The following is a 19,906-nucleotide window of genomic DNA, read 5'->3' on the forward strand; positions in this document are numbered from 1 at the left end:
CCCCTTTCGGCCACGGCGCACCCGCCACCCACCCCAACCAATGCAACCCCTCGGGCAGCTCGAGACTCATCGCCGAACGACTTCGGAGGTCTTGGCCGCCCTCGCCACCGCCGAGTACCTCCTGATTCGGGATCGACGGCGATTAGAACGCACGAAACTGAACTTCCCGAGTCACGTAGATGAATACGAGATGGAACCCGCACGTAACATGGGCACGGCGACGCGCGAAGTTATCCGCGATACAGATCGGCTGTGCGACAGTCGATCCCGACTCGGCGTGCGGGAATCAGTTCGCGTTCTTCGTGCACGCCGAGATGGCGATCTCGGCGCGACGCGGTTGGGCGCTGCCGAGATCGGGGAACGGCGGTGCGGCCTCGCCGAGGGAGTCGGCGGCGATCCGTTCGGCGTCGGTGCGGGTGCCCGCCGCGGCCCAGCCGTAGCGGCCGTCCGCGCCGCGGGCGATGGCGGCGCACCCGTCGGCGAAGCGCTGCACCAGATCGCAGTCGTAGACGCCGCATTCGCGGATGGCCTCGGCGTCGGCCTTGACGCGACTGCTGTGGTCGACGGCGGCGACGACCCGCCCCGTGGACGGCGACAGCCCCAGCGTGCCGTACAGGCTGCCCGCCGCGCCCGCCGAGCCGGGGGCGAATCCGGCGGCCAGGGCCGAGGAGGTGACGGCGACCGCCAGGGCCGATCTGCGCAGCACGGACACGTTATCTCCCCGTTTCGAAACGACTACGGGAAGATCTTGAACCGCCCCGGGCTAAATGTCCAGCAATGCTGTTGGGCGACAAGCCGATCCCACCCGGAAACGACGAAACCCCCGGTCGCGGACCGGGGGTTTCGCGGGTGACCGTCGAATCAGACGGTGAAGCCGAGCGCGCGCAACTGCTCGCGGCCGTCCTCGGTGATCTTGTCGGGACCCCACGGCGGCATCCAGACCCAGGTGATCTCGAGATCCTCGACCAGGCCGCCGCGCACCAGCGCGTTGCGGGTCTGGTCCTCGATGACGTCGGTCAGCGGACAGGCCGCCGAGGTGAGCGTCATGTCGAGTTTGGCGATCTCGTTCTCGACCGCGATGCCGTAGACGAGGCCGAGATCGACCACGTTGATGCCCAGTTCGGGGTCGACCACATCGCGCATGGCCTCCTCGATGTCCTCGAGGTGTTTGATCTGCTCGGCCGACAGTTCCACGGGCGCGGCCTCGGCGGCCGGTGTCGTGTCGGTCTGCGGTGTCGTGTCGGTCTCGCTCATGAGGTAGCCCCGTTCGTGCCCATCGTCGGTCCGGCCTGCTGGGCCGAGGTTGTCCTGACCACCGCGTCCTTGAACGCCATCCAGCCCAGCAGCGCGCATTTCACCCGCGCCGGGTATTTCGCGACGCCCGCCAGCGCGATGCCGTCGCCGATCACGTCCTCGTCGCCCTCGACGGTGCCGCGACTGGAGATCATCTCGCTGTAGGAGTCGACCACTTTCAGCGCCTGGGGCACCGACAGCCCGATGACCTGATCGGCGAGGATCGAGGTCGCGGCCTGGCTGATCGAGCAGCCCTGCCCGTCGTAGGACACATCGGCCACATCGCCCGCGTCGTCGATGTGCACGCGCAAGGTCACCTCGTCACCGCAGGTCGGGTTCACGTGGTGCACTTCGGCCCCGAACGGTTCCCGCAACCCGCGATGGTGGGGATGCTTGTAGTGGTCCAGGATCACTTCCTGGTACATCTGCTCCATGCGCATGTTCTATGCAACTCCGAAGAAGTCCTGAGCCTTCCGCACGGCCGCCACCAGCGCCTCGACCTCGTCGAGGGTGTTGTAGACCGCGAAGGAGGCGCGCGCGGTCGCCGCGACGCCGAAGCGGCGGTGCAGCGGCCAGGCGCAGTGGTGCCCGACCCGGATCGCCACGCCTTGGTCGTCGAGGATCTGCCCGACGTCGTGGGCGTGGATGCCCTCCACCACGAACGCGACGGCCCCGCCGCGCTCCTCGGTGTCGGTGGGACCGATGATCCGCACGCCGGGGATCGCGCCGAGCCCTTCGAGGGCGGCGGCGGTGAGCGTCTGCTCGTGGGCGGCCACGGCGTCCATGCCGAGGTCTTCCAGGTAGCGCACCGCGGCGCCGAGGCCGATCACCTGCGAGGTCATCGGCACGCCCGCCTCGAACCGCTGCGGCGGCGGGGCATAGGTGCTGTGGTCCATGAACACGGTCTCGATCATCGAACCGCCGGTGATGAACGGCGGCGTCTGTTCGAGCAGTTCCCGACGCCCGAACAGCACGCCGACACCGGACGGGCCGAGCATCTTGTGACCGGAGAAGGCGGCGAAATCGACGCCGAGCGCGCGGAAGTCGACGGCCATGTGCGGCACCGACTGGCAGGCGTCGAGCACGACCAGCGCGTCGACGGCCCTGGCCCGGCGCACCAGTTCGGCCACCGGAGCGACCGCGCCGGTCACATTGGACTGGTGGGTGAACGCTACGACCTTGGTGGCCGGGGACAGCTCCAGCGAATCCAGGTCGATGCGCCCGTCGTCGGTGACCCCGTACCACTTGAGGGTGGCACCCGTGCGACGCGCGAGTTCCTGCCACGGAACGAGATTCGCGTGGTGCTCGAGTTCGGTGATGACGATCTCGTCACCCGCGCCGACATGGAACGGGAACCGGTCGTCGCCGAAGGCGTTGGTCACCAGGTTCAGCGATTCGGTCGCGTTCTTGGTGAACACGATCTCGTCGGAGTCGACGCCGACGAACCGCGCGATGAGTCCGCGCGCCTGTTCGTAGGCGTCGGTGGCCTCCTCGGCGAGCTGATGCGCGCCGCGGTGCACCGCGGAATTACTGGTGACCAGGAAGTTCCGCTCGGCCTCGAGCACCTCGACGGGCCGCTGCGAGGTCGCGCCGGAGTCCAGGTACACCAACGGCTTCCCGTCCCGGACCGTGCGGCTCAGGATCGGGAAGTCGGCCCGGACCCGGGCCACGTCGAGGGTGCTGCCCTTGACAGGCGCTGCGGTCATATCAGACTCCGGTGGATGCGGTCTGGGGGATGGCAGTCGGCGAAGCCGACGGGGCGGGTGAGCTCTGGGTGAAGCGGACGTAGCCGTTGGCGTCGAGTTCCTCGGCCAGTTCCGCACCGCCCTCGGCGACGATGCGGCCGCCGACGAACACGTGCACGAACTGCGGCTGGATGTAGCGCAGGATGCGGGTGTAGTGGGTGATCAGCAGCACGCCGCCCGCCACCGGCGTGCCGGTGCCGTCGTCCCAGCCGCGCTCCTTGTAGCGGTTGACGCCTTCGGAGACGATGCGCAGCGCGTCCACGTCCAGACCCGAGTCGGTCTCGTCGAGGATGGCGATCTTCGGCTTGAGCAGACCCAGTTGCAGGATCTCGTGGCGCTTCTTCTCACCACCGGAGAAGCCCTCGTTGACGCTGCGCTCGGCGAAGGCGGCGTCGATCTCGAGTTCGTTCATCGACTCCTTCACCTCCTTGACCCAGGTGCGCAGCTTGGGGGCCTCGCCGCGGACCGCGGTGGCCGCGGTGCGCAGGAAGTTCGACATCGAGACGCCGGGCACCTCGACGGGGTACTGCATCGCCAGGAACAGGCCCGCCCGCGCGCGCTCGTCCACCGACATCTCCAGCACGTCCTCACCGTCGAGGGTGATCGAACCGCTGGTCACGGTGTACTTGGGGTGGCCCGCGATGGCATAGGACAACGTGGACTTGCCCGAGCCGTTGGGGCCCATGATCGCGTGGGTCTCCCCGGAGCGGACCGTCAGGTCGACGCCCTTGAGGATGCGGATGGGTTCGCCGGACTCGTCCGGGTTGGCGACCTCGACGTGCAGGTCTTTGATTTCCAGGGTGGTCATCGGGGTGGATTCCTTTGCGGGAGTGTGGTTTCGGTCAGGCGCCGATGGCGGCGAGTTCGGCCTCGATGGCCTCCTCGAGCCGCTGCCTGATCTCGGGGATCGCGATCTTCTGGATGATCTCGTGGAAGAAGCCGCGCACGACCAACCGGCGCGCCGCGTCCTCCGGGATGCCCCGCGCGCGCAGGTAGAACAGTTGCTCGTCGTCGAAGCGTCCGGTGGCCGAGGCGTGTCCGGCGCCGGCGATCTCCCCGGTCTCGATCTCCAGGTTGGGCACCGAATCGGCGCGCGCGCCGTCGGTGAGCACCAGATTGCGGTTGACCTCGAAGGTGTCGGTGCCCTCCGCGGCGGCGCGGATCAGCACGTCGCCGACCCAGACCGTGCGGGCGTCGCCCTTCGGCGAATCCGGATCACCCTGCAACGCGCCCTTGTAGAGCACGTTGGACTTGCAGTTGGGCTGCGCGTGGTCGACCAGCAGGCGCTGCTCGAAGTGCTGGCCCGCGTCGGCGAAGTACAGGCCGAGTAGTTCGGCGTCGCCGCCGGGACCGTCGTACTTCACGGTGCCGGTCAGCCGGACCAGATCGCCGCCGAGGGTGACCGCGATGTGGCGCAGCGTGGCGTCGCGCCCGAGGCGGGCGTGGTGGGCGGTGGCGTGCACCGCGTCGTCGGCCCAGTCCTGCACCGCGACCACCGTCAGCTTGGCGCTGTCGCCGAGCACGAATTCGACGTTCTCGGCGTAGGTTCCGCTACCGCGCTGGTCGATGACCACGGTGGCGACCGCGAAGGCCCCCAGCCGGATCTGGAAGTGGCCGTAGGCCGTGTGGCCCTCGCCGGGGCCGGTCACCGTGACCAGCACCGGTTCGGCCGCCTCGGTCTCGGCGGCCAACGAGATCACCGTCGCGGACTCGAAGCCGGAGTACGCCTGCGCGGCCACCCGGTCGGCGGGCACGCCCGCCGCGCCGAGACGCTCGTCGTCGCGGCCCACCGTCTCCACCAGCACGCCCTCGGGCGCGGTGATCTCGACGCCGGCGGCGCCGTCGCGCGCCGCCGTGCCGTCGTGCAGGCCGCGCAGCCTGCGCAGCGGGGTGAAGCGCCACTCCTCGTCGCGGCCCGAGGGAACCTCGAAGGCGTTCACGTCGTAGGAGGTGAAGACCTCACCCTTGTTCACCGCGGCCGCGGCACCCCGATTCGGAGTCGACCGCACCGGGTTCTCGCCCTCGACCGCTCCGATCACACCGGTCGCCATCAGCCGACGGCTCCTTCCATCTGCAGCTCGATGAGCCTGTTGAGTTCCAACGCGTATTCCATCGGCAGTTCCTTGGCGATGGGCTCGACGAAGCCGCGCACCACCATCGCCATCGCCTCGTCCTCGGTGAGACCGCGGCTCATCAGGTAGAACAGCTGATCCTCGGACACCTTCGAGACGGTCGCCTCGTGGCCCATGGTGACGTCGTCCTCGCGGATGTCGACGTAGGGGTAGGTGTCGGAGCGGCTGATCGTGTCGACCAGCAGCGCGTCGCACTTGACCGTCGACTTCGAGCCGTGCGCGCCCTTGTTGACCTGGACCAGGCCGCGGTAGGAGGCGCGGCCGCCGCCGCGGGCCACCGACTTGGACACGATGGTCGAGGAGGTGTGCGGCGCGAGATGCAGCATCTTGGCGCCGGTGTCCTGGTGCTGGCCCTCGCCCGCGAACGCCACCGAGAGCACCTCGCCCTTGGCGTATTCGCCGGTCATCCAGACCGCCGGGTACTTCATGGTGACCTTGGAGCCGATGTTGCCGTCGATCCATTCCATGGTCGCGCCCGCCTCGGCCTTGGCCCGCTTGGTGACCAGGTTGTAGACGTTGTTGGACCAGTTCTGGATCGTGGTGTAGCGGCAGCGCCCGCCCTTCTTCACGATGATCTCGACCACCGCGGAGTGCAGCGAGTCGGACTTGTAGATCGGCGCGGTGCAGCCCTCGACGTAGTGGACGTAGGCGTCCTCGTCGACGATGATCAGCGTCCGCTCGAACTGGCCCATGTTCTCGGTGTTGATCCGGAAGTAGGCCTGCAACGGGATGTCGACGTGCACGCCCGGCGGCACGTAGATGAACGACCCGCCCGACCACACGGCGGTGTTGAGCGCGGAGAACTTGTTGTCGCCCGCGGGGATCACCGAGCCGAAGTACTTCTGGAAGATCTCCGGGTGCTCCTTGAGACCGGTGTCGGTGTCGAGGAAGATCACGCCCTGGGCCTCGAGATCCTCGCGGATCTGGTGGTAGACGACCTCGGACTCGTACTGCGCGGCGACACCGGCGACCAGGCGCTGCTTCTCCGCCTCCGGGATGCCGAGCTTGTCGTAGGTGTTCTTGATGTCCTCGGGCAGTTCCTCCCAGGAAGCGGCCTGCTTCTCGGTGGAGCGCACGAAGTACTTGATGTTGTCGAAGTCGATGCCCTCGAGGTTGGAGCCCCAGTTCGGCATCGGCTTGCGGTCGAAGATGCGCAGGGCCTTGAGTCGCTGCTCGAGCATCCACGCCGGTTCGCTCTTCTTGCCCGAGATGTCGCGGACGACGGCTTCGGACAGGCCGCGCTGGGCACTGGCGCCGGCCACGTCCGAATCGGACCAGCCGTAACCGTAGGTGCCCAGCGAGGCGATCGTCTCCTCCTGGGTCAAGGGCTGAACCTGGGTCGCGCCAGATTCGCGGCTCGCCGCGGACGTCGTCATTCGCCACTCCTTCCGGAGTCGTTCGTCTGTCCCGCCGCGGGCTGTGCGGCGGGGGTGTTCGAGGATCGGGGTGTCCCGGTGTTCGGGGGGACCAGCAGCGGGACGTGCGTCGTGCAGGCGCAGTCGCCGTTGGCGATCGTCGCGAGCCGCTGGACGTGGGTGCCGAGCAGTTCGCGGAAGGCTTCCAGTTCCGCGTCGCACAGTTGCGGGAATTCCTCCGCGACGTGGGCGACCGGACAGTGATGTTGGCATATCTGCACACCGGAGCCCACCTTGCGGGTGGTCGCCGCGAAGCCCGCGCCGGTGAACGCCTCGGCGATCTCCTCGGCTTTGGCCTCGGTGCCCTCGGGGGTGTGCTCGTCGAGCGGGTCGATTCCCTCGACGATGGTGCGCGCGCGTTTGCGCGCGAAATCGGTGAGGGCCGCTTCGCCGCCGACCTCGCCGAGATGCCGCAGCGCGGCGCCGGCCAGATCGTCGTAGGCGTGGCCGAGGCTACCGCGTCCCTTGGCGGTGAGTTGGTACTGCTTGGCCGGTCGGCCGCGGCCCTTCTGCTGCCACGGCGCGGAGCGCGCCGCCCTCGCCTGCCCGGAATCGATGAGCGCGTCGAGATGACGGCGCACTCCCGCCGTGGCCAGGCCCAGTGTCGCGCCGATGGCGTTGGCGGTGATCGGCCCTTCCTCGAGCAGCAACCGCACGATCGCGGCCCTGGTGTGCCCCTCGGTCGCGGCCGGGGCGTGCGAGGACGCGGCGCCGGCCCCACGACCGGCCCTTTCGTCGTCGTTGCGCAAACCCACGGTTTTCACAACATCAGTGTGGCGGAATTCGTTCCCGAAATCTAATAAGGGTGCCCTGACCTCACCGGCGGGCCGTGACCTGCGGGTACCCGGCCGCAAGGCGCGTGACCGCCGCAAACGCCTGCTTCATGATCGACGGCGCGGCGACAGTCGCGCGAGCGGGTGACGCACCGCACACCGAAACCGCCCGTAATGTCCGTATTTCCACCCGTCCGAAGGCGTCCAAGGGCCTTCGGTTCCTGGCCGGGAAGGGGTCGGACCATCCGCTACGCTGGCCCGGTGATGTCAGGCGAACAGGGCGGAACCCGCGTCGACGAGGATCGGCCCGCAGGCTCCGGCCCCCTGGCCCGACTGCGTGCGAGCGCGCCTTTCGCCACCGCCGTCGCCTACGGCAGACGGATCGTCGGACTCGACGTCCCGCCCGACCACACCGTCAGCGAGGCGCTGCACGTCAACGAACCCGAGGCCGCGGGGCTCAACCCCCAGGAGACGGCGCAGTTGCGCCGCGTGCGCCTGCTCGGCGCGACCGGCGCGGTGATGATGGCGATCGGCGCGCTCGGCCTCGGCGCGCAGCCCACCTTGCAGAACCCCACGTATGGAAAGGCCATCATCGGCCTGCCCGCCCGCGTGCACAGTTCCGGCCTCGCGGTCACCATCCTCGGCACCGTGGTCGTCATGTTGGCCTGGTTGCTGCTCGGCCGCTTCGCCCTGGGTCTGCAATCGGGCCGGGTCCGCCGCCTGAGCCGCTCCCAACTCGACCGCACGCTGCTGCTGTGGATCATCCCGCTGTCGCTGGCGCCGCCGATGTTCAGCCAGGACGTCTATTCCTATCTGGCGCAGGGCGAGATCGCCGCGCGCGGCTTGGACCCCTACGACGTCGGACCGGTGCAGGGTCTGGGCCAGGACCATGTGCTGACCCGCAGCGTCCCCAACATCTGGCAGAACTCCCCCGCCCCGTACGGGCCGCTGTCGATCTGGTTCGGCAAGGGCATCGCCGAACTCACCGGCGAGAACATTCTGGCGGGCGTCCTGCTGCACCGACTGCTCGCGCTGGTCGGCATCGCCTGCATCGTGTGGGCCCTGCCCCGGTTGGCCCAGCGCTGCCGGGTCTCGCCCGTCGCCGCCCTGTGGCTGGGCGCGGCGAACCCGCTGGTCATCTTCCACCTGGTCTCGGGCGTGCACAACGAGGCGATGATGATCGGCCTGATGCTGGTCGGCCTGGAATTCTGCCTGGCCGCGCTGGCGCGGGTCGGCCCCTTGCGCGGGCGCACCCTCGGCCTGTTCCTCGGGGGTGCGACGGTGCTCGCGCTCTCGGCGATGATCAAGATCCCGTCGATGCTCGCGCTGGCCTTCGTCTGGATGGCGTTGAGCCGACGCTGGGGCGGCCGATGGCGGGCCACCTTCACCGCCGCGCTGCTGCTGGGGACCGTCACGGGGACGGTGATGCTGGCGGTCTGCCTGGGCAGCGGACTGGGATTCGGCTGGATCGACACCCTCAACGGCGCCAGCACGGTGCGCTCGTGGATGTCGCTGCCGACGGCGCTGGGCGTGGTCACCGGCTTCGGCGGCGTACTGCTGGGTCTGGGCGATCACACCACCGCGCTGCTGAGCATCACCCGTCCCATCGCCGCCGCGGCCGCGACCCTGGTCGTCGTGCGACTGCTGATCGCCACCTGGAACGGACGGCTGCACCCGGTCGGCGCGCTCGGCGTCGCCTTCGGCGCGGTCGTGCTGCTCTTCCCCGTCGTGCAGCCCTGGTATCTGCTGTGGGGCATCGTGCCGCTGGCCGCGTGGGCCAACCGTCCCGCCTTCCGCGTCCCCGCCACGGTGGCCTCCGCGGTGGTCAGCGTCCTGCTGATGCCCTCGGGCAGCGACATCACGCCGTTCGTGCTGGTCTACGCGGCGGCGATCACCATCGTCACCTGCCTGCTGATGATCCTGGCCACCCGCCGGTCGCTGCCGTGGCGGTTGCAACGTCCGGCGGAGGAGACCGACGCACCGCCCCGGGTAGCGAAATCCGAAACCCACGAGTCTGCGCAGGTGACGCCGCCGGCCGCGTCGGGTCCGCGAGCCGACACCCGCGCCGAACCGTCCGCGACGGCCGGGGCGTCCGGCGCGGCACCGCGTTCCGGGCCGTCCGGGACGTGAGCGGACAGGGGTGTCTTCCAGGTCACATCGGTCGACCGCATACCGTGTGACACCGTGACCGCAGCCCCCGGACCCGCCGTACGTGTCGACGGCGTCGTCAAGCGTTACGGCGAGACCACCGCGGTCGACGGCCTGTCCTTCGACGTCGAACGGGCGCAGGTGCTGGCCCTGCTGGGCCCCAACGGCGCGGGCAAGACGACCACCGTCGAGATGTGCGAGGGGTTCGTCACGCCCGACGCCGGGTCGGTGCGCGTGCTGGGTCTGGACCCGATCGCCGACACCGAGCGCCTGCGTCCGCGCATCGGGGTCATGTTGCAGGGCGGCGGCGCGTATCCGGGCGCGCGCGCAGGCGAGATGCTGGAACTGGTGGCCGCCTACTCGGCCGATCCCCTCGATCCGGAATGGCTGCTGCGCACCCTCGGCCTGGCCGACACCCGCCGCACCCCCTACCGCAGGCTCTCGGGCGGTCAGCAGCAGCGGCTCGCGCTGGCCTGCGCGCTGGTCGGGCGGCCCGAGATCGTCTTCCTCGACGAGCCGACGGCCGGACTCGACGCGCAGGCGCGGTTGATCGTGTGGGAACTCATCGACGCGCTGCGCCGCGACGGGGTGACCGTCGTGCTGACCACCCACCTGATGGACGAGGCCGAACAACTGGCCGACCAACTGGTCATCATCGATCACGGCCGGATCGTGGCGGCGGGCAGTCCGGCCGAGGTCACCGCGCACGGCGCGGCGGGCCAACTCCGCTTCAGCGCCCCGCCGAAATTGGATCTGGAGTTGCTGCGCTCGGCGTTGCCCGAGGGGTTCGCGCCGCGCGAGACCACGCCGGGGGCCTACCTGGTCGAGGGCGAGATCGACCCGCAGGTGCTGGCCACGGTCACCGCGTGGTGCGCGCGACTGAACGTGCTGGCCACCGACATCCGCATCGATCAGCGTCGCCTGGAGGACGTCTTCTTGGAACTCACCGGACGGGACCTGCGCGGATGACCCACGTCGAGCCCCTCGCCAACCGGTTCGAGCCGGGCACCTTCGCGCCCGAGCCGCGCCGGGCCCCGCGCGCGGCGATGCTGCTGGCGCAGACCCGCCTCGAGCTGATCCTGTTGCTGCGCAACGGCGAACAGTTGCTGCTGACGATGTTCATCCCGATCACGCTGCTGGTCGGACTGACCCTGCTGCCCTTCGGCGATCTGGGCGACACCCGCGTCGACAAGATCGTGCCCGCGGTGATGATGGTGGCGATCATGTCGACCGCGTTCACCGGCCAGGCGATCGCCGTCGGGTTCGACCGCCGCTACGGCGCGTTGAAGCGATTGGGCGCGACCGCACTGCCGCGCTGGGGCGTGATCGCGGGCAAGAGCGCCGCGGTGGCGATCGTGGTGGTGTTGCAGGCGGTGCTGCTGGGCGCGATCGGCGTCGCGCTGGGGTGGCGGCCGGATCTGGGCGGGCTCGGACTCGGCGCGCTGATCATCGCCCTGGGCACGGGCACCTTCGCGGCGATGGGCCTGCTGCTGGGCGGCACGCTCAAGGCCGAGGTGGTGCTGGCGCTGGCCAACATCCTCTGGTTCGTCATGCTGGGGATCGCGAGCGTGGTCTTCGCCGCCGACGATCTGCCGACGGCGGTGGACGTGCTGGCCCGGTTGATCCCTTCGGGCGCGCTCGCGGTCACCCTCGAGGACGCGATGCTCGGCAGCATCGACTGGTTCGGCGTCGTCGTGCTGGCGGTGTGGGGCGCGGTGAGCGGTGTGCTGGCGGGTCGCTGGTTCCGCTTCCACTGAGCCGCCCCGAATTCAACGACGTCTCGTAGTAGACCGGGTGCGGTGGGCCGATACGCGCGGGCTACCATCGTCGGGTGCTGTATCGAGCCTTCCTGGGACTGGTCGATCGACTCCCGCTGCCCTCGCTCCGGGTGCAGCGCTGGATCGCGTTCGCGGTGATCCTGAGCCAGGCGGGCATCACCGTCACCGGATCGGTCGTGCGCGTCACGGCCTCGGGTCTGGGCTGCCCCACCTGGCCGCAGTGCTTCCCGGGCAGCTTCACCCCGGTCGGCGTCTCCGAGGTCGCGGTGGTGCACCAGGCCGTGGAGTTCGGCAACCGGATGCTGACCTTCGTCGTCAGCCTGTTCGCCGGTCTGATCGTGCTCGCCGTGCTGCGCGCGCGCCGTCGCCGCGAGGTGCGGATCTACGCCTGGCTCATGCCGGGCGGCACCGTCGCCCAGGCCGTGATCGGCGGCATCACCGTGCTGACCGGGTTGCTGTGGTGGACGGTCGCCATCCACCTGCTGGTGTCGATGGTCATGGTCTGGCTGGCCACGGTGCTCTACGCGAAGATCGGCGAACCCGACGACGGCATCGAGGCCGTGCAGGCCCCCGCGCCGCTGCGGTGGCTCACCGGGCTCAGCGGCGTCGCGTTGGCCGCCACCCTGATCGCGGGCACCCTGGTCACCGGGGCCGGACCGCACGCGGGCGACAAGAGCATCGACCGCCCGGTGGCCCGCCTCGAGGTCGAGATCGTCACGCTGGTGCACCTGCACTCGCAATTGCTGGTCGGCTACCTGGCGCTGCTGATCGGCCTGGGCTTCGGCCTGTTCGCCGTCGGTGTCGGCCCGGCCGTGCGCACCCGCCTGTTCACGCTGATCGGCATCGTCTGCGCGCAGGGCCTGATCGGCATCGTCCAGTACTTCACCGACGTGCCCGCCGTGCTGGTGATCTGCCACGTCGCGGGCGCGGCCGCCTGCACGGCCGCCACGGCGGCCCTGTGGGCGTCGCTGCGCACCCGCGAACAGGTGGCCGCGCATCTGCCCACCGCCACCTCGGCCGCCTGAGCGGCACCGACGAAAAAGCTGCCCGCCGCGGAATTCGCGGCGGGCAGCTTCTTTCTCGTCGGACTCAGCGGACCGAACCCGAGTCGACCTTCTCGCGGCCGAGCACCGCGCGGGCGGTCTCCAGATCGGAGGGGTCGACCGCGGCGTCCGCGCGCATCGGGTCCAGCGCGGGATCGATGTCGATGGTGCGGCGCAGCGGGTTGTTCGGCAGCAGCAGGGTCGCGATCAGGGCGATCACCGTCGCGCCCGCCGCGATGAGGAAGATGCGGCCGGTCGCGTCACCGTAGGAGGCGCGCACCACTTCGAGCACCGGGGCGGGCAGCGCGCTCAGGTCGAGGCTGCCCCCGCCCGCCGAACCGGCCGGGATGCCGAGCTTGGACAGGCCCTCGGCCGACAGTTCGCCGACCCGGGTCGCCAGCACCGATCCCAGCACGGAGACGCCGATCGCGCCGCCGAAGGTGCGGAAGAACGCGACGCTGCTCGAGGCCGCGCCGATGTTGTGCACGCTGACGGTGTTCTGCACGGCCAGCACCAGGTTCTGCATCATCATGCCGACGCCCAGGCCCACGACGGCGATGTAGCAGCCGACCAGCCACAGGTTGGTGGCGTGATCGATGGTGGACAGCAGGCCGAAGCCGACGACCAGCAGCGCGCCGCCCGAGACCACGAAGCGCTTCCACTTGCCGAAGCGGGTGATGAGCTGACCGGAGCCGACCGAGCCCAGGAGCATGCCCGCGACCAGCGGGATGGTCAGCACGCCCGCCGCGGTCGGCGAGTAGCCGCGCGCGGTCTGGAAGTACTGGCCGAGGAAGGTGGTCGCGCCGAACATGCCGACGCCGACGGCGATGGAGGCGATGATCGCCAGGCCGGTGGTGCGTTCGGTGACGATCGGGAGGGGGATGATGGGTGACTTCACCCGGGTCTCCACCCACAGCGTCGCCAGCAGCAACAGCACGCCCGCGCCGACGTAGAGCGCCGATTCCCGCGAGATCCAGTCGTAGTAGCCCGCCTTGCCCGCGAAGGACACCCAGATCAGCAGGACCGACACGCCCGCGGTCAGCAGCGCCGCGCCGAACCAGTCGATGGACACGCCGGTCTTGCGCTCGGTGGGCAGGCGCAGGGTGCGCTGCAACAGGCCCAGGGCGATCACCGCGAGCGGGACGCAGACGAAGAAGCACCAGCGCCAGCCCAGCGGGCTGTCGACGATCACGCCGCCCAGGATCGGGCCGCCCGACATCGACACCGCCATGACCGCGCCCATGTAGCCGGAGTAGCGGCCGCGTTCGCGCGGGGACACGATCGAGCCGATGATCGCGACCACCAGCGCGGTCAGCCCGCCCATGCCGATGCCCTGGATGACGCGCGCCACCAGCAGCAGCGGCACGTTGTGGGCGAAGCCCGCGATGATCGAGCCGACGACGAAGATGACGATGGCCGACTGGACCAGCACCTTCTTGTTGAACAGGTCGGCGAATTTGCCCCAGATCGGCGTGGAGGCGGCGTTGGCCAGCAGTGCCGTGGTGATCACCCAGGCGTAGGCGGTCTGCGATCCGCGCAGGTCACCGATGATGGTGGGCAGGGCGGTCGAGACGATCGTGGTGCTCAGCAGCGCCGTGAACAACGCGGCGAGCAAGCCCGTCATCGCCTCGAGGATTTCGCGGTGGGTCATCGCGAAGGGATCACGCGGTGTCACCGCCTCGACCGGACTAGACATCTTGTTCCTGTCTCTGTGACACGTCGGCGCGCTGCGGCGACGCGGAATGGTGTGCGTGGGCGGTGAGCGCGGTGCGCAGGCGCTCCATGGCGGCGCAGGCGTCTTCGGCCGCGTCGTCGTCCCAGTCGGCCAGGGCGGTCTGCAACCCCGGCCGGGAGACCCGGACGCGGCGCAGCAGTTCCCTGCCTTCGTCGGTGATGTGGATGAGGCTGGCGCGTCCGTCACCGGGGTCGGCCTGGCGGCTGATGTAGCCCGCCGCGACCAGTTCGGCGACGTGGCGGCTCAGCGCCGACGGGCTGATGCACAGGTCGAGCGCGAGATCGCCCTGCCTGCACGGACCCTTGCCCTCGAGGGTTCCGAGGACCCCGACGCCCCCGGGAAGCAGTTCGCCCTCCTCGGGATGCAGCAGCAGGACCCGCATCGCCCTTCCCATCAGGTAGAGCTCCTTGACGAGGCTCTGCGCCGTATCGGGCGACACCGCCATGGATCACTCCCCACGCGAGATTACTTACTTGCAGAATGCAACTATATTCTGATTGCTTGCAGTAAGCAACTATCTGGGCGCAGTGTTACCCGTCACGTCGCGGACGAGAAGGAACAAGACGTGTCACCGATAACAGAACGGCGACATCGAGCGATCAACCGAATGATCACGGCGGACGGGCCGCGATCACGTGTCAGCAGGAAGGCCGTCCGATGACCAACCGCCCACCCCGCCCCGATATGGCGCCCTTGGCCTCATTGGCCGTGCTGCTGGGCGCGATCATGCTGCTGGCGGGCGTCAGCCAATCCGACCGGATCCCCGGCCTGGCCGCCGATCACGGCACGGCGCTGATCGTGCTCGCGATCGCGGCCTACCTGGGCGTGGCGGCACGCGTGTTGCACTGGGGGATCGGCGAACTGCTCGACCCCGTCGACGGACGCGGCTGAGGCCGCGCGCGTTCAGCGTTCGTTGCGGGCCTTCGGGAACCGCTTCTGACCGGCCACCCAGCCGGCCATCCGCGCCCAGTGTCCCTTACGCGGGGTGACCACCGAGGTCAGCTCGCGATCCCACTCGTCGGCCTCGGTGAGCCCGTCGACCATCTCGACCAGCTTCTTCGCGGCGGCCAGATCGCCGACCATCCGATCGCCGAGGATCCCGTCACCGCCGACCAGGGTGACCCGCACGCCCAGCCGACCGACCGGTTGCAGGACCGCCGTCGCCGAACCGCCGTGCTCGGCGACGAATCCCTTGACCGAATCGACCACGGACGCCGAAACCCGGACCTCGGGGGCGGATTCGGCGGGGGCAGCAGCTTCAACGCTCATTCCGCAGAGTCTACCGGCGGGTAGACCGCGCGCGGCAGCCCCCGGTGTAGAACTGGACCCATGCGAGCCATCCAGGTGACCGAACACGGCGGCCCCGAGGTCCTCGTCCCCACCGACCTGCCGGATCCGCGGATCGGACCCGACCAGCTGCTGGTCGACACCGACGCGATCGGGATCAACTACATCGACGTCTACCGGCGCATCGGCCGATATCCGGGCCCGCTGCCGATCATTCCGGGCTCGGAAGGCTCCGGGGTGGTCGCCGAGGTCGGCGCGAATGTGACCGAATTCGCGGTCGGACAGCGGGTCGCGTGGGCCGACGCGCCCGGCAGCTACGCCGAGCGGGTCGCCGTCGACGCGGCCGTGGCGGTCGCGGTGCCCGACGCGGTCCCCTCCCCCGTCGCCGCCTCGGCGCTGTTGCAAGGCATGACCGCGCACTACCTCATCGAATCGGCGTACCGCCCCGAACCCGGCGAGACGATCCTGGTGCACGCCGGTGCGGGCGGGGTGGGGCTGTTGCTGACCCAACTGGCCGCCGCGCGCGAGGTCCGGGTCGTCACGACCGTGTCCACCGACGAGAAGGAGACCCTCTCGCGCGCGGCGGGCGCGGCCGAAGTGCTGCGCTACGGCGACGATCTGGCCGAGCGGGTCCGCGAACTGACCGACGGCGTAGGCGTGGCCGCGGTCTACGACGGCGTCGGGCAGGCCACCTTCGAGGCGAGTCTGGCCGCGCTGCGCGTCCGGGGCACCCTGGCGCTGTTCGGCGCGTCCAGCGGGCCGGTGCCGCCGTTCGACCTGCAACGGCTCAACGGGCTGGGATCGCTGTTCGTCACCAGACCGACGCTGGGCCACTACACCCGCGATCGGGCCGAGCTGCTGGGCCGGGCCGAGGCGATCCTGAACTCGGTCGCCGAAGGCGCGCTGCACGTCCGGATCGGGGCGAGTTATCCGCTGGCCGAGGCGGCCCGGGCGCACCGCGACCTGGAGGCCCGCGCCACCACCGGCGCGCTGGTGCTGATCCCGGAGACCGCGCGGACGTAGCCGGGCGGGCGGGCCGTCAGCTCAGGAAGTCGCCGATGGTCTGCCAGCCCAGCACCGAATCCACCGCCAGGCCGCAGAACACCACGGCCAGGTAGTTGTTGGATTGCAGGAACAGCCGCAGCGGCTTGACCGATTCGCCGCGGCGCACCCCGGCGTAGAGCTGATGGGCCATCAGCAGGAACCACGCGCCCGCGACCAGCGCGACGGCCGTGTAGACGACACCCGTGGCGGGCGCGAGAGCGAGCGTGGCCAGCACCGTCAGCCAGGTGTAGATCACGATCTGCTTGGTGACGGTCTGCTCGGTGGCGACCACCGGCAGCATCGGCACGCCCGCCGCGCGGTAGTCCTCCTTGTAGCGCATCGCCAGCGCCCAGGTGTGCGGCGGCGTCCAGAAGAAGATCACGCCGAACAGGGCGAGGGCGGGCCAGCCGATCGTGCCGGTCACCGCCGACCAGCCGACCAGGGCCGGCATGCACCCGGCCGCGCCGCCCCACACCACGTTCTGCGAGGTGCGGCGCTTGAGCCCGAGGGTGTAGACGAAGACGTAGAACAGGATCGTCGCGACCACGAGCACGCCGCTGAGCAGATTCGCCTGCCACCACAGCCACGCGAAAGAGCCCAGCCCCAACGCGATCCCGAAGACCGCGGCGTTGCGGGTGGGCACCGCGTCGCGGGCCAGCGGCCGCTTGGCGGTGCGCTTCATGACCTTGTCGATATCGGCGTCGGCGACGCAGTTGAGGGTGTTCGCGCTCGCCGCGCCCATCCAGCCGCCGAACAGCGTGGCCAGGATGAGCCGGATGTCGACGGTGCCGCGATCGGCCAGCAGCATGGTGGGGATCGTGGCGACCAACAGCAGTTCGATGACCCGCGGCTTGGTCAACGCGATATAGGCCAGCACCCTGCGCAGCAGTCGCGAGCCAACCCCGTCGCCCTGGAACCGCTCGGCGATCGCCGTGGCGGAGGAGCCGCCGTGCGCGCCATCGCCACCCGGCTGTCGACCGATCCGCACTGTCTCTCCTCGCACGCTGTGCCTCGCATCCGGGCAATGGAACGAGCAGCACGCTCGGCCGCTGTCTCGGCCTCCGATCCGGTGCACAGCACAGCCCGGCGCGGCTACTACTACAGGCGATGGTAGACCCTCGCCGATGGCGCTCCGCCCCTCGCCCCTGCCCGCCCGCCGCCCGAAACCCCGGAAACCGGTCACCGGACGGCCACGAAACGGACACTCGGGACGCTCCCGTACCGCCGTCGCGCGCGACACGGGCGCGGTAGCGAGGGTTACCGCCCTGCCGCTCAGCGGGCACATCTAGGGTGGTGGAGACATCCGGCACGCATCGCGCAGCCGCCGCAGTCCCGCCGCCGACGAAACCAATGTCAGGAGAACCTCGGTCGTGTCAGTCACAGACGACATCCGCGCCCTCACCCAGCCGAACCTTCCGAACGATTGGACGGAGCTCGACACCAAGGCCGTCGACACCGTCCGCGTCCTCGCCGCCGACGCGGTGCAGAACGCCGGCAACGGCCACCCCGGCACCGCGATGAGTCTGGCACCGCTGGCCTACAGCCTCTACCAGCGCACGATGCGCCACGACCCGAGCGACCCGCACTGGGTCGGCCGCGACCGCTTCGTGCTGTCCTGCGGACATTCCAGCATCACCCAGTACATCCAGCTCTACCTGGCCGGCTTCGGCCTGGAACTGCGGGATCTGGAGACACTGCGCAAGTGGGGTTCGCTGACCCCGGGTCACCCGGAATACCGCCACACCGACGGCGTCGAGATCACCACCGGCCCGCTGGGCCAGGGTCTGGCCTCCGCGGTCGGCATGGCGATGGCCGCGCGCCGCGAGCGCGGGCTGTTCGACCCCGACGCCGCGCCGGGCGCGAGCCCGTTCGACCACTTCGTCTACGTCATCGCCTCCGACGGCGACATGGAGGAGGGCGTCACCGCCGAGGCGTCCTCGCTGGCGGGCACCCAGCAACTGGGCAATCTCGTGGTGATCTACGACGACAACAAGATCTCCATCGAGGACGACACCACCATCGCCTTCACCGAGGACGTGGCCGCGCGCTACCGCGCCTACGACTGGCACGTGCAGGTCGTGCAGGGCGGTGAGGACGTGGTCGCGATCGAGTCCGCGCTGGCCGCGGCCAAGGCCGAGACGGGCAAGCCCTCGCTGATCGTGCTGCGCACCATCATCGGCTTCCCGGCACCCACCAAGATGAACACCGGCGGTGCGCACGGCGCGGCGCTAGGCGTGGACGAGGTCGCCGCCACCAAGAAGATCCTCGGCTTCGATCCGGAGCGCACCTTCGAGGTCGCCGACGAGGTCATCGCGCACACCCGCAAGGCGGTCGAGCGCGGGCAGCGGGCCCACCGGGAGTGGCAGGAGGGCTTCGACGCGTGGGCGGCGGCCAATCCGGCCAACAAGGCCCTGTTCGATCGGTTGTTCGCCCGTGACCTGCCGCAGGGCTGGACGGCGAATCTGCCCGTCCACGAGGCGGATCCGAAGGGTATGGCCACCCGCAAGGCCAGCGGCAAGGTGCTCGCCGCGCTCGCGCCGGTGCTGCCGGAACTGTGGGGCGGTTCGGCCGACCTCGCCGAATCCAACAACACCACCATGCCGGACGTGCCCAGCTTCGGCCCGGAGGAGATCTCCACCGGGATGTGGAAGGCCAACCCGTACGGCCGCACCCTGCACTTCGGTGTGCGCGAGCACGCGATGGGCTCGATCCTCAACGGCATCGCCCTGCACGGCCCGACCCGCCCGTACGGCGGCACCTTCCTGGTGTTCTCCGACTACATGCGCCCGGCCGTTCGCCTCGCCGCGCTCATGCGGGTGCCCGCGATCTACGTCTGGACCCACGACTCCATCGGCCTGGGCGAGGACGGCCCCACCCACCAGCCGATCGAGCACCTGGCCGCGCTGCGCGCCATCCCGGGCCTGAACGTCGTGCGGCCCGGCGACGCCAACGAGACCACCTACGCCTGGCGCACCATCCTGGAACGCGATTCCAGCGAGCGCGTCTCGCATTTCGTCCCGGCCGACGGCCCGCACCAGGACGGCCCGTCCGCGCTGGCGCTGACCCGCCAGGACCTGCCGATCTTCGAGGGCACCAGCTACGAGGGCGTCAAGCGCGGCGGCTACGTGCTGGCCGAGTCCTCCACCCCCACCCCGCAGGTGATCCTGATCGCCACCGGCTCCGAGCTCCAACTCGCGGTCGCCGCCCGCACTACGCTGGAGGAGCAGGGCATCGGAACCCGCGTGGTCTCGATGCCGTGTGTCGAGTGGTTCGACGCGCAGGACAAGGCTTACCGGGACGAGGTGCTGCCCCCGACGGTGCGCGCCAGGGTCACCGTCGAAGCCGGTATCGGGATGCCGTGGTACCGCTTCGCCGGCGACGCGGGCGAGATCGTGTCGATCGAGCATTTCGGCGCCTCGGCCGATTTCAAGACCCTGTTCCGCGAGTTCGGGATCACCGCGGACGCCGTTGTCGCGGCCGCGCAGCGCACGCTCGAAAACGTGAAGGGATAAC

At 69.9% G+C, this 19,906-nt stretch carries 19 protein-coding genes; 7 read left to right on the forward strand and 12 right to left on the reverse strand.

Annotated elements, in window-relative coordinates:
* Window positions 1-286: 286 nt before the first annotated feature.
* From ON30_RS16655 to ON30_RS16690, 8 genes are all read right to left on the reverse strand, one after another.
* Entirely contained in the window at window positions 287-706 is a 420-nt protein-coding gene (locus ON30_RS16655) for a DUF4189 domain-containing protein (RefSeq protein ID WP_245554084.1), read from the reverse strand.
* Window positions 707-861: 155 nt separating this feature from the next.
* Complete coding sequence (locus ON30_RS16660; RefSeq protein ID WP_040708242.1) at window positions 862-1,254, reverse strand: metal-sulfur cluster assembly factor; 393 nt, start codon at window positions 1,252-1,254, stop codon at window positions 862-864.
* Complete coding sequence (gene sufU, locus ON30_RS16665) at window positions 1,251-1,733, reverse strand: Fe-S cluster assembly sulfur transfer protein SufU (protein ID WP_040708244.1); 483 nt, start codon at window positions 1,731-1,733, stop codon at window positions 1,251-1,253. Before sufU ends, ON30_RS16660 begins: the two co-directional genes overlap by 4 nt.
* A gap of 3 nt (window positions 1,734-1,736) precedes the next feature.
* Window positions 1,737-2,999: a cysteine desulfurase gene (locus ON30_RS16670; protein ID WP_040708246.1), complete on the reverse strand. Its 1,263-nt coding sequence runs from the start codon at window positions 2,997-2,999 to the stop codon at window positions 1,737-1,739.
* Between the two features lies 1 nt (window position 3,000).
* Complete coding sequence (gene sufC, locus ON30_RS16675; RefSeq protein ID WP_051029445.1) at window positions 3,001-3,846, reverse strand: Fe-S cluster assembly ATPase SufC; 846 nt, start codon at window positions 3,844-3,846, stop codon at window positions 3,001-3,003.
* A gap of 34 nt (window positions 3,847-3,880) precedes the next feature.
* Complete coding sequence (gene sufD, locus ON30_RS16680) at window positions 3,881-5,089, reverse strand: Fe-S cluster assembly protein SufD (RefSeq protein WP_040708247.1); 1,209 nt, start codon at window positions 5,087-5,089, stop codon at window positions 3,881-3,883.
* A complete protein-coding gene (gene sufB, locus ON30_RS16685; RefSeq protein ID WP_040708249.1) occupies window positions 5,089-6,546 on the reverse strand; it encodes a Fe-S cluster assembly protein SufB in 1,458 nt (485 codons plus the stop codon). The genes sufD and sufB overlap by 1 nt, the downstream gene beginning before the upstream one ends.
* Window positions 6,543-7,349: a helix-turn-helix transcriptional regulator gene (locus ON30_RS16690; RefSeq protein WP_040708250.1), complete on the reverse strand. Its 807-nt coding sequence runs from the start codon at window positions 7,347-7,349 to the stop codon at window positions 6,543-6,545. The genes sufB and ON30_RS16690 overlap by 4 nt, the downstream gene beginning before the upstream one ends.
* A gap of 273 nt (window positions 7,350-7,622) precedes the next feature.
* On the opposite strand from ON30_RS16690, the gene mptB reads away from it, so the two are divergent.
* From mptB to ON30_RS16710, 4 genes are all read left to right on the forward strand, one after another.
* Window positions 7,623-9,488, forward strand: a complete 1,866-nt coding sequence (gene mptB / locus ON30_RS16695) for a polyprenol phosphomannose-dependent alpha 1,6 mannosyltransferase MptB (RefSeq protein ID WP_063719897.1) — start codon at window positions 7,623-7,625, stop codon at window positions 9,486-9,488.
* Window positions 9,489-9,542: 54 nt separating this feature from the next.
* On the forward strand, window positions 9,543-10,475 hold the full coding sequence (locus ON30_RS16700; protein ID WP_040708252.1) for an ABC transporter ATP-binding protein: 933 nt from the start codon (window positions 9,543-9,545) through the stop codon (window positions 10,473-10,475).
* Window positions 10,472-11,263 (forward strand): ABC transporter permease, encoded by a 792-nt coding sequence (locus ON30_RS16705; protein WP_040708254.1) that lies wholly within the window; start codon window positions 10,472-10,474, stop codon window positions 11,261-11,263. Before ON30_RS16700 ends, ON30_RS16705 begins: the two co-directional genes overlap by 4 nt.
* A gap of 74 nt (window positions 11,264-11,337) precedes the next feature.
* Entirely contained in the window at window positions 11,338-12,309 is a 972-nt protein-coding gene (locus ON30_RS16710; protein ID WP_040708257.1) for a COX15/CtaA family protein, read from the forward strand.
* A 64-nt stretch (window positions 12,310-12,373) separates the two neighbouring features.
* On the opposite strand, the gene ON30_RS16715 is transcribed toward ON30_RS16710, so the two are convergent.
* On the reverse strand, window positions 12,374-14,023 hold the full coding sequence (locus ON30_RS16715; protein WP_051029446.1) for an MDR family MFS transporter: 1,650 nt from the start codon (window positions 14,021-14,023) through the stop codon (window positions 12,374-12,376).
* Window positions 14,016-14,507 carry a MarR family winged helix-turn-helix transcriptional regulator gene (locus ON30_RS16720; protein WP_040708259.1) on the reverse strand — a complete coding sequence of 164 codons (492 nt, stop codon included), beginning with the start codon at window positions 14,505-14,507 and terminating at the stop codon, window positions 14,016-14,018. Before ON30_RS16720 ends, ON30_RS16715 begins: the two co-directional genes overlap by 8 nt.
* 212 nt (window positions 14,508-14,719) lie before the next feature.
* On the opposite strand from ON30_RS16720, the gene ON30_RS16725 reads away from it, so the two are divergent.
* Window positions 14,720-14,953 carry a hypothetical protein gene (locus ON30_RS16725; RefSeq protein WP_157183759.1) on the forward strand — a complete coding sequence of 78 codons (234 nt, stop codon included), beginning with the start codon at window positions 14,720-14,722 and terminating at the stop codon, window positions 14,951-14,953.
* 12 nt (window positions 14,954-14,965) lie between these two features.
* Here the strand turns inward: ON30_RS16725 and ON30_RS16730 are convergent, their stop codons facing one another.
* A complete protein-coding gene (locus tag ON30_RS16730) occupies window positions 14,966-15,331 on the reverse strand; it encodes a hypothetical protein (protein ID WP_040708264.1) in 366 nt (121 codons plus the stop codon).
* Between the two features lie 60 nt (window positions 15,332-15,391).
* Between ON30_RS16730 and ON30_RS16735 the strand changes: the two genes are divergently transcribed.
* The gene (locus ON30_RS16735; RefSeq protein ID WP_040708265.1) at window positions 15,392-16,372 is read left to right on the forward strand and encodes a quinone oxidoreductase family protein; all 981 of its coding nucleotides are present in this window, start codon (window positions 15,392-15,394) and stop codon (window positions 16,370-16,372) included.
* 16 nt (window positions 16,373-16,388) lie between these two features.
* Here ON30_RS16735 and ON30_RS16740 read toward each other — a convergent pair whose 3' ends face one another.
* Window positions 16,389-17,321: a heme o synthase gene (locus tag ON30_RS16740; RefSeq protein WP_085999347.1), complete on the reverse strand. Its 933-nt coding sequence runs from the start codon at window positions 17,319-17,321 to the stop codon at window positions 16,389-16,391.
* A 442-nt stretch (window positions 17,322-17,763) separates the two neighbouring features.
* On the opposite strand from ON30_RS16740, the gene tkt reads away from it, so the two are divergent.
* Complete coding sequence (gene tkt / locus ON30_RS16745; RefSeq protein ID WP_040708267.1) at window positions 17,764-19,905, forward strand: transketolase; 2,142 nt, start codon at window positions 17,764-17,766, stop codon at window positions 19,903-19,905.
* Window position 19,906: the final 1 nt, after the last annotated feature.

The organism is Nocardia takedensis NBRC 100417 (assembly GCF_000308695.1).
GTDB classification, from domain to species: Bacteria; Actinomycetota; Actinomycetes; order Mycobacteriales; family Mycobacteriaceae; genus Nocardia; species Nocardia takedensis.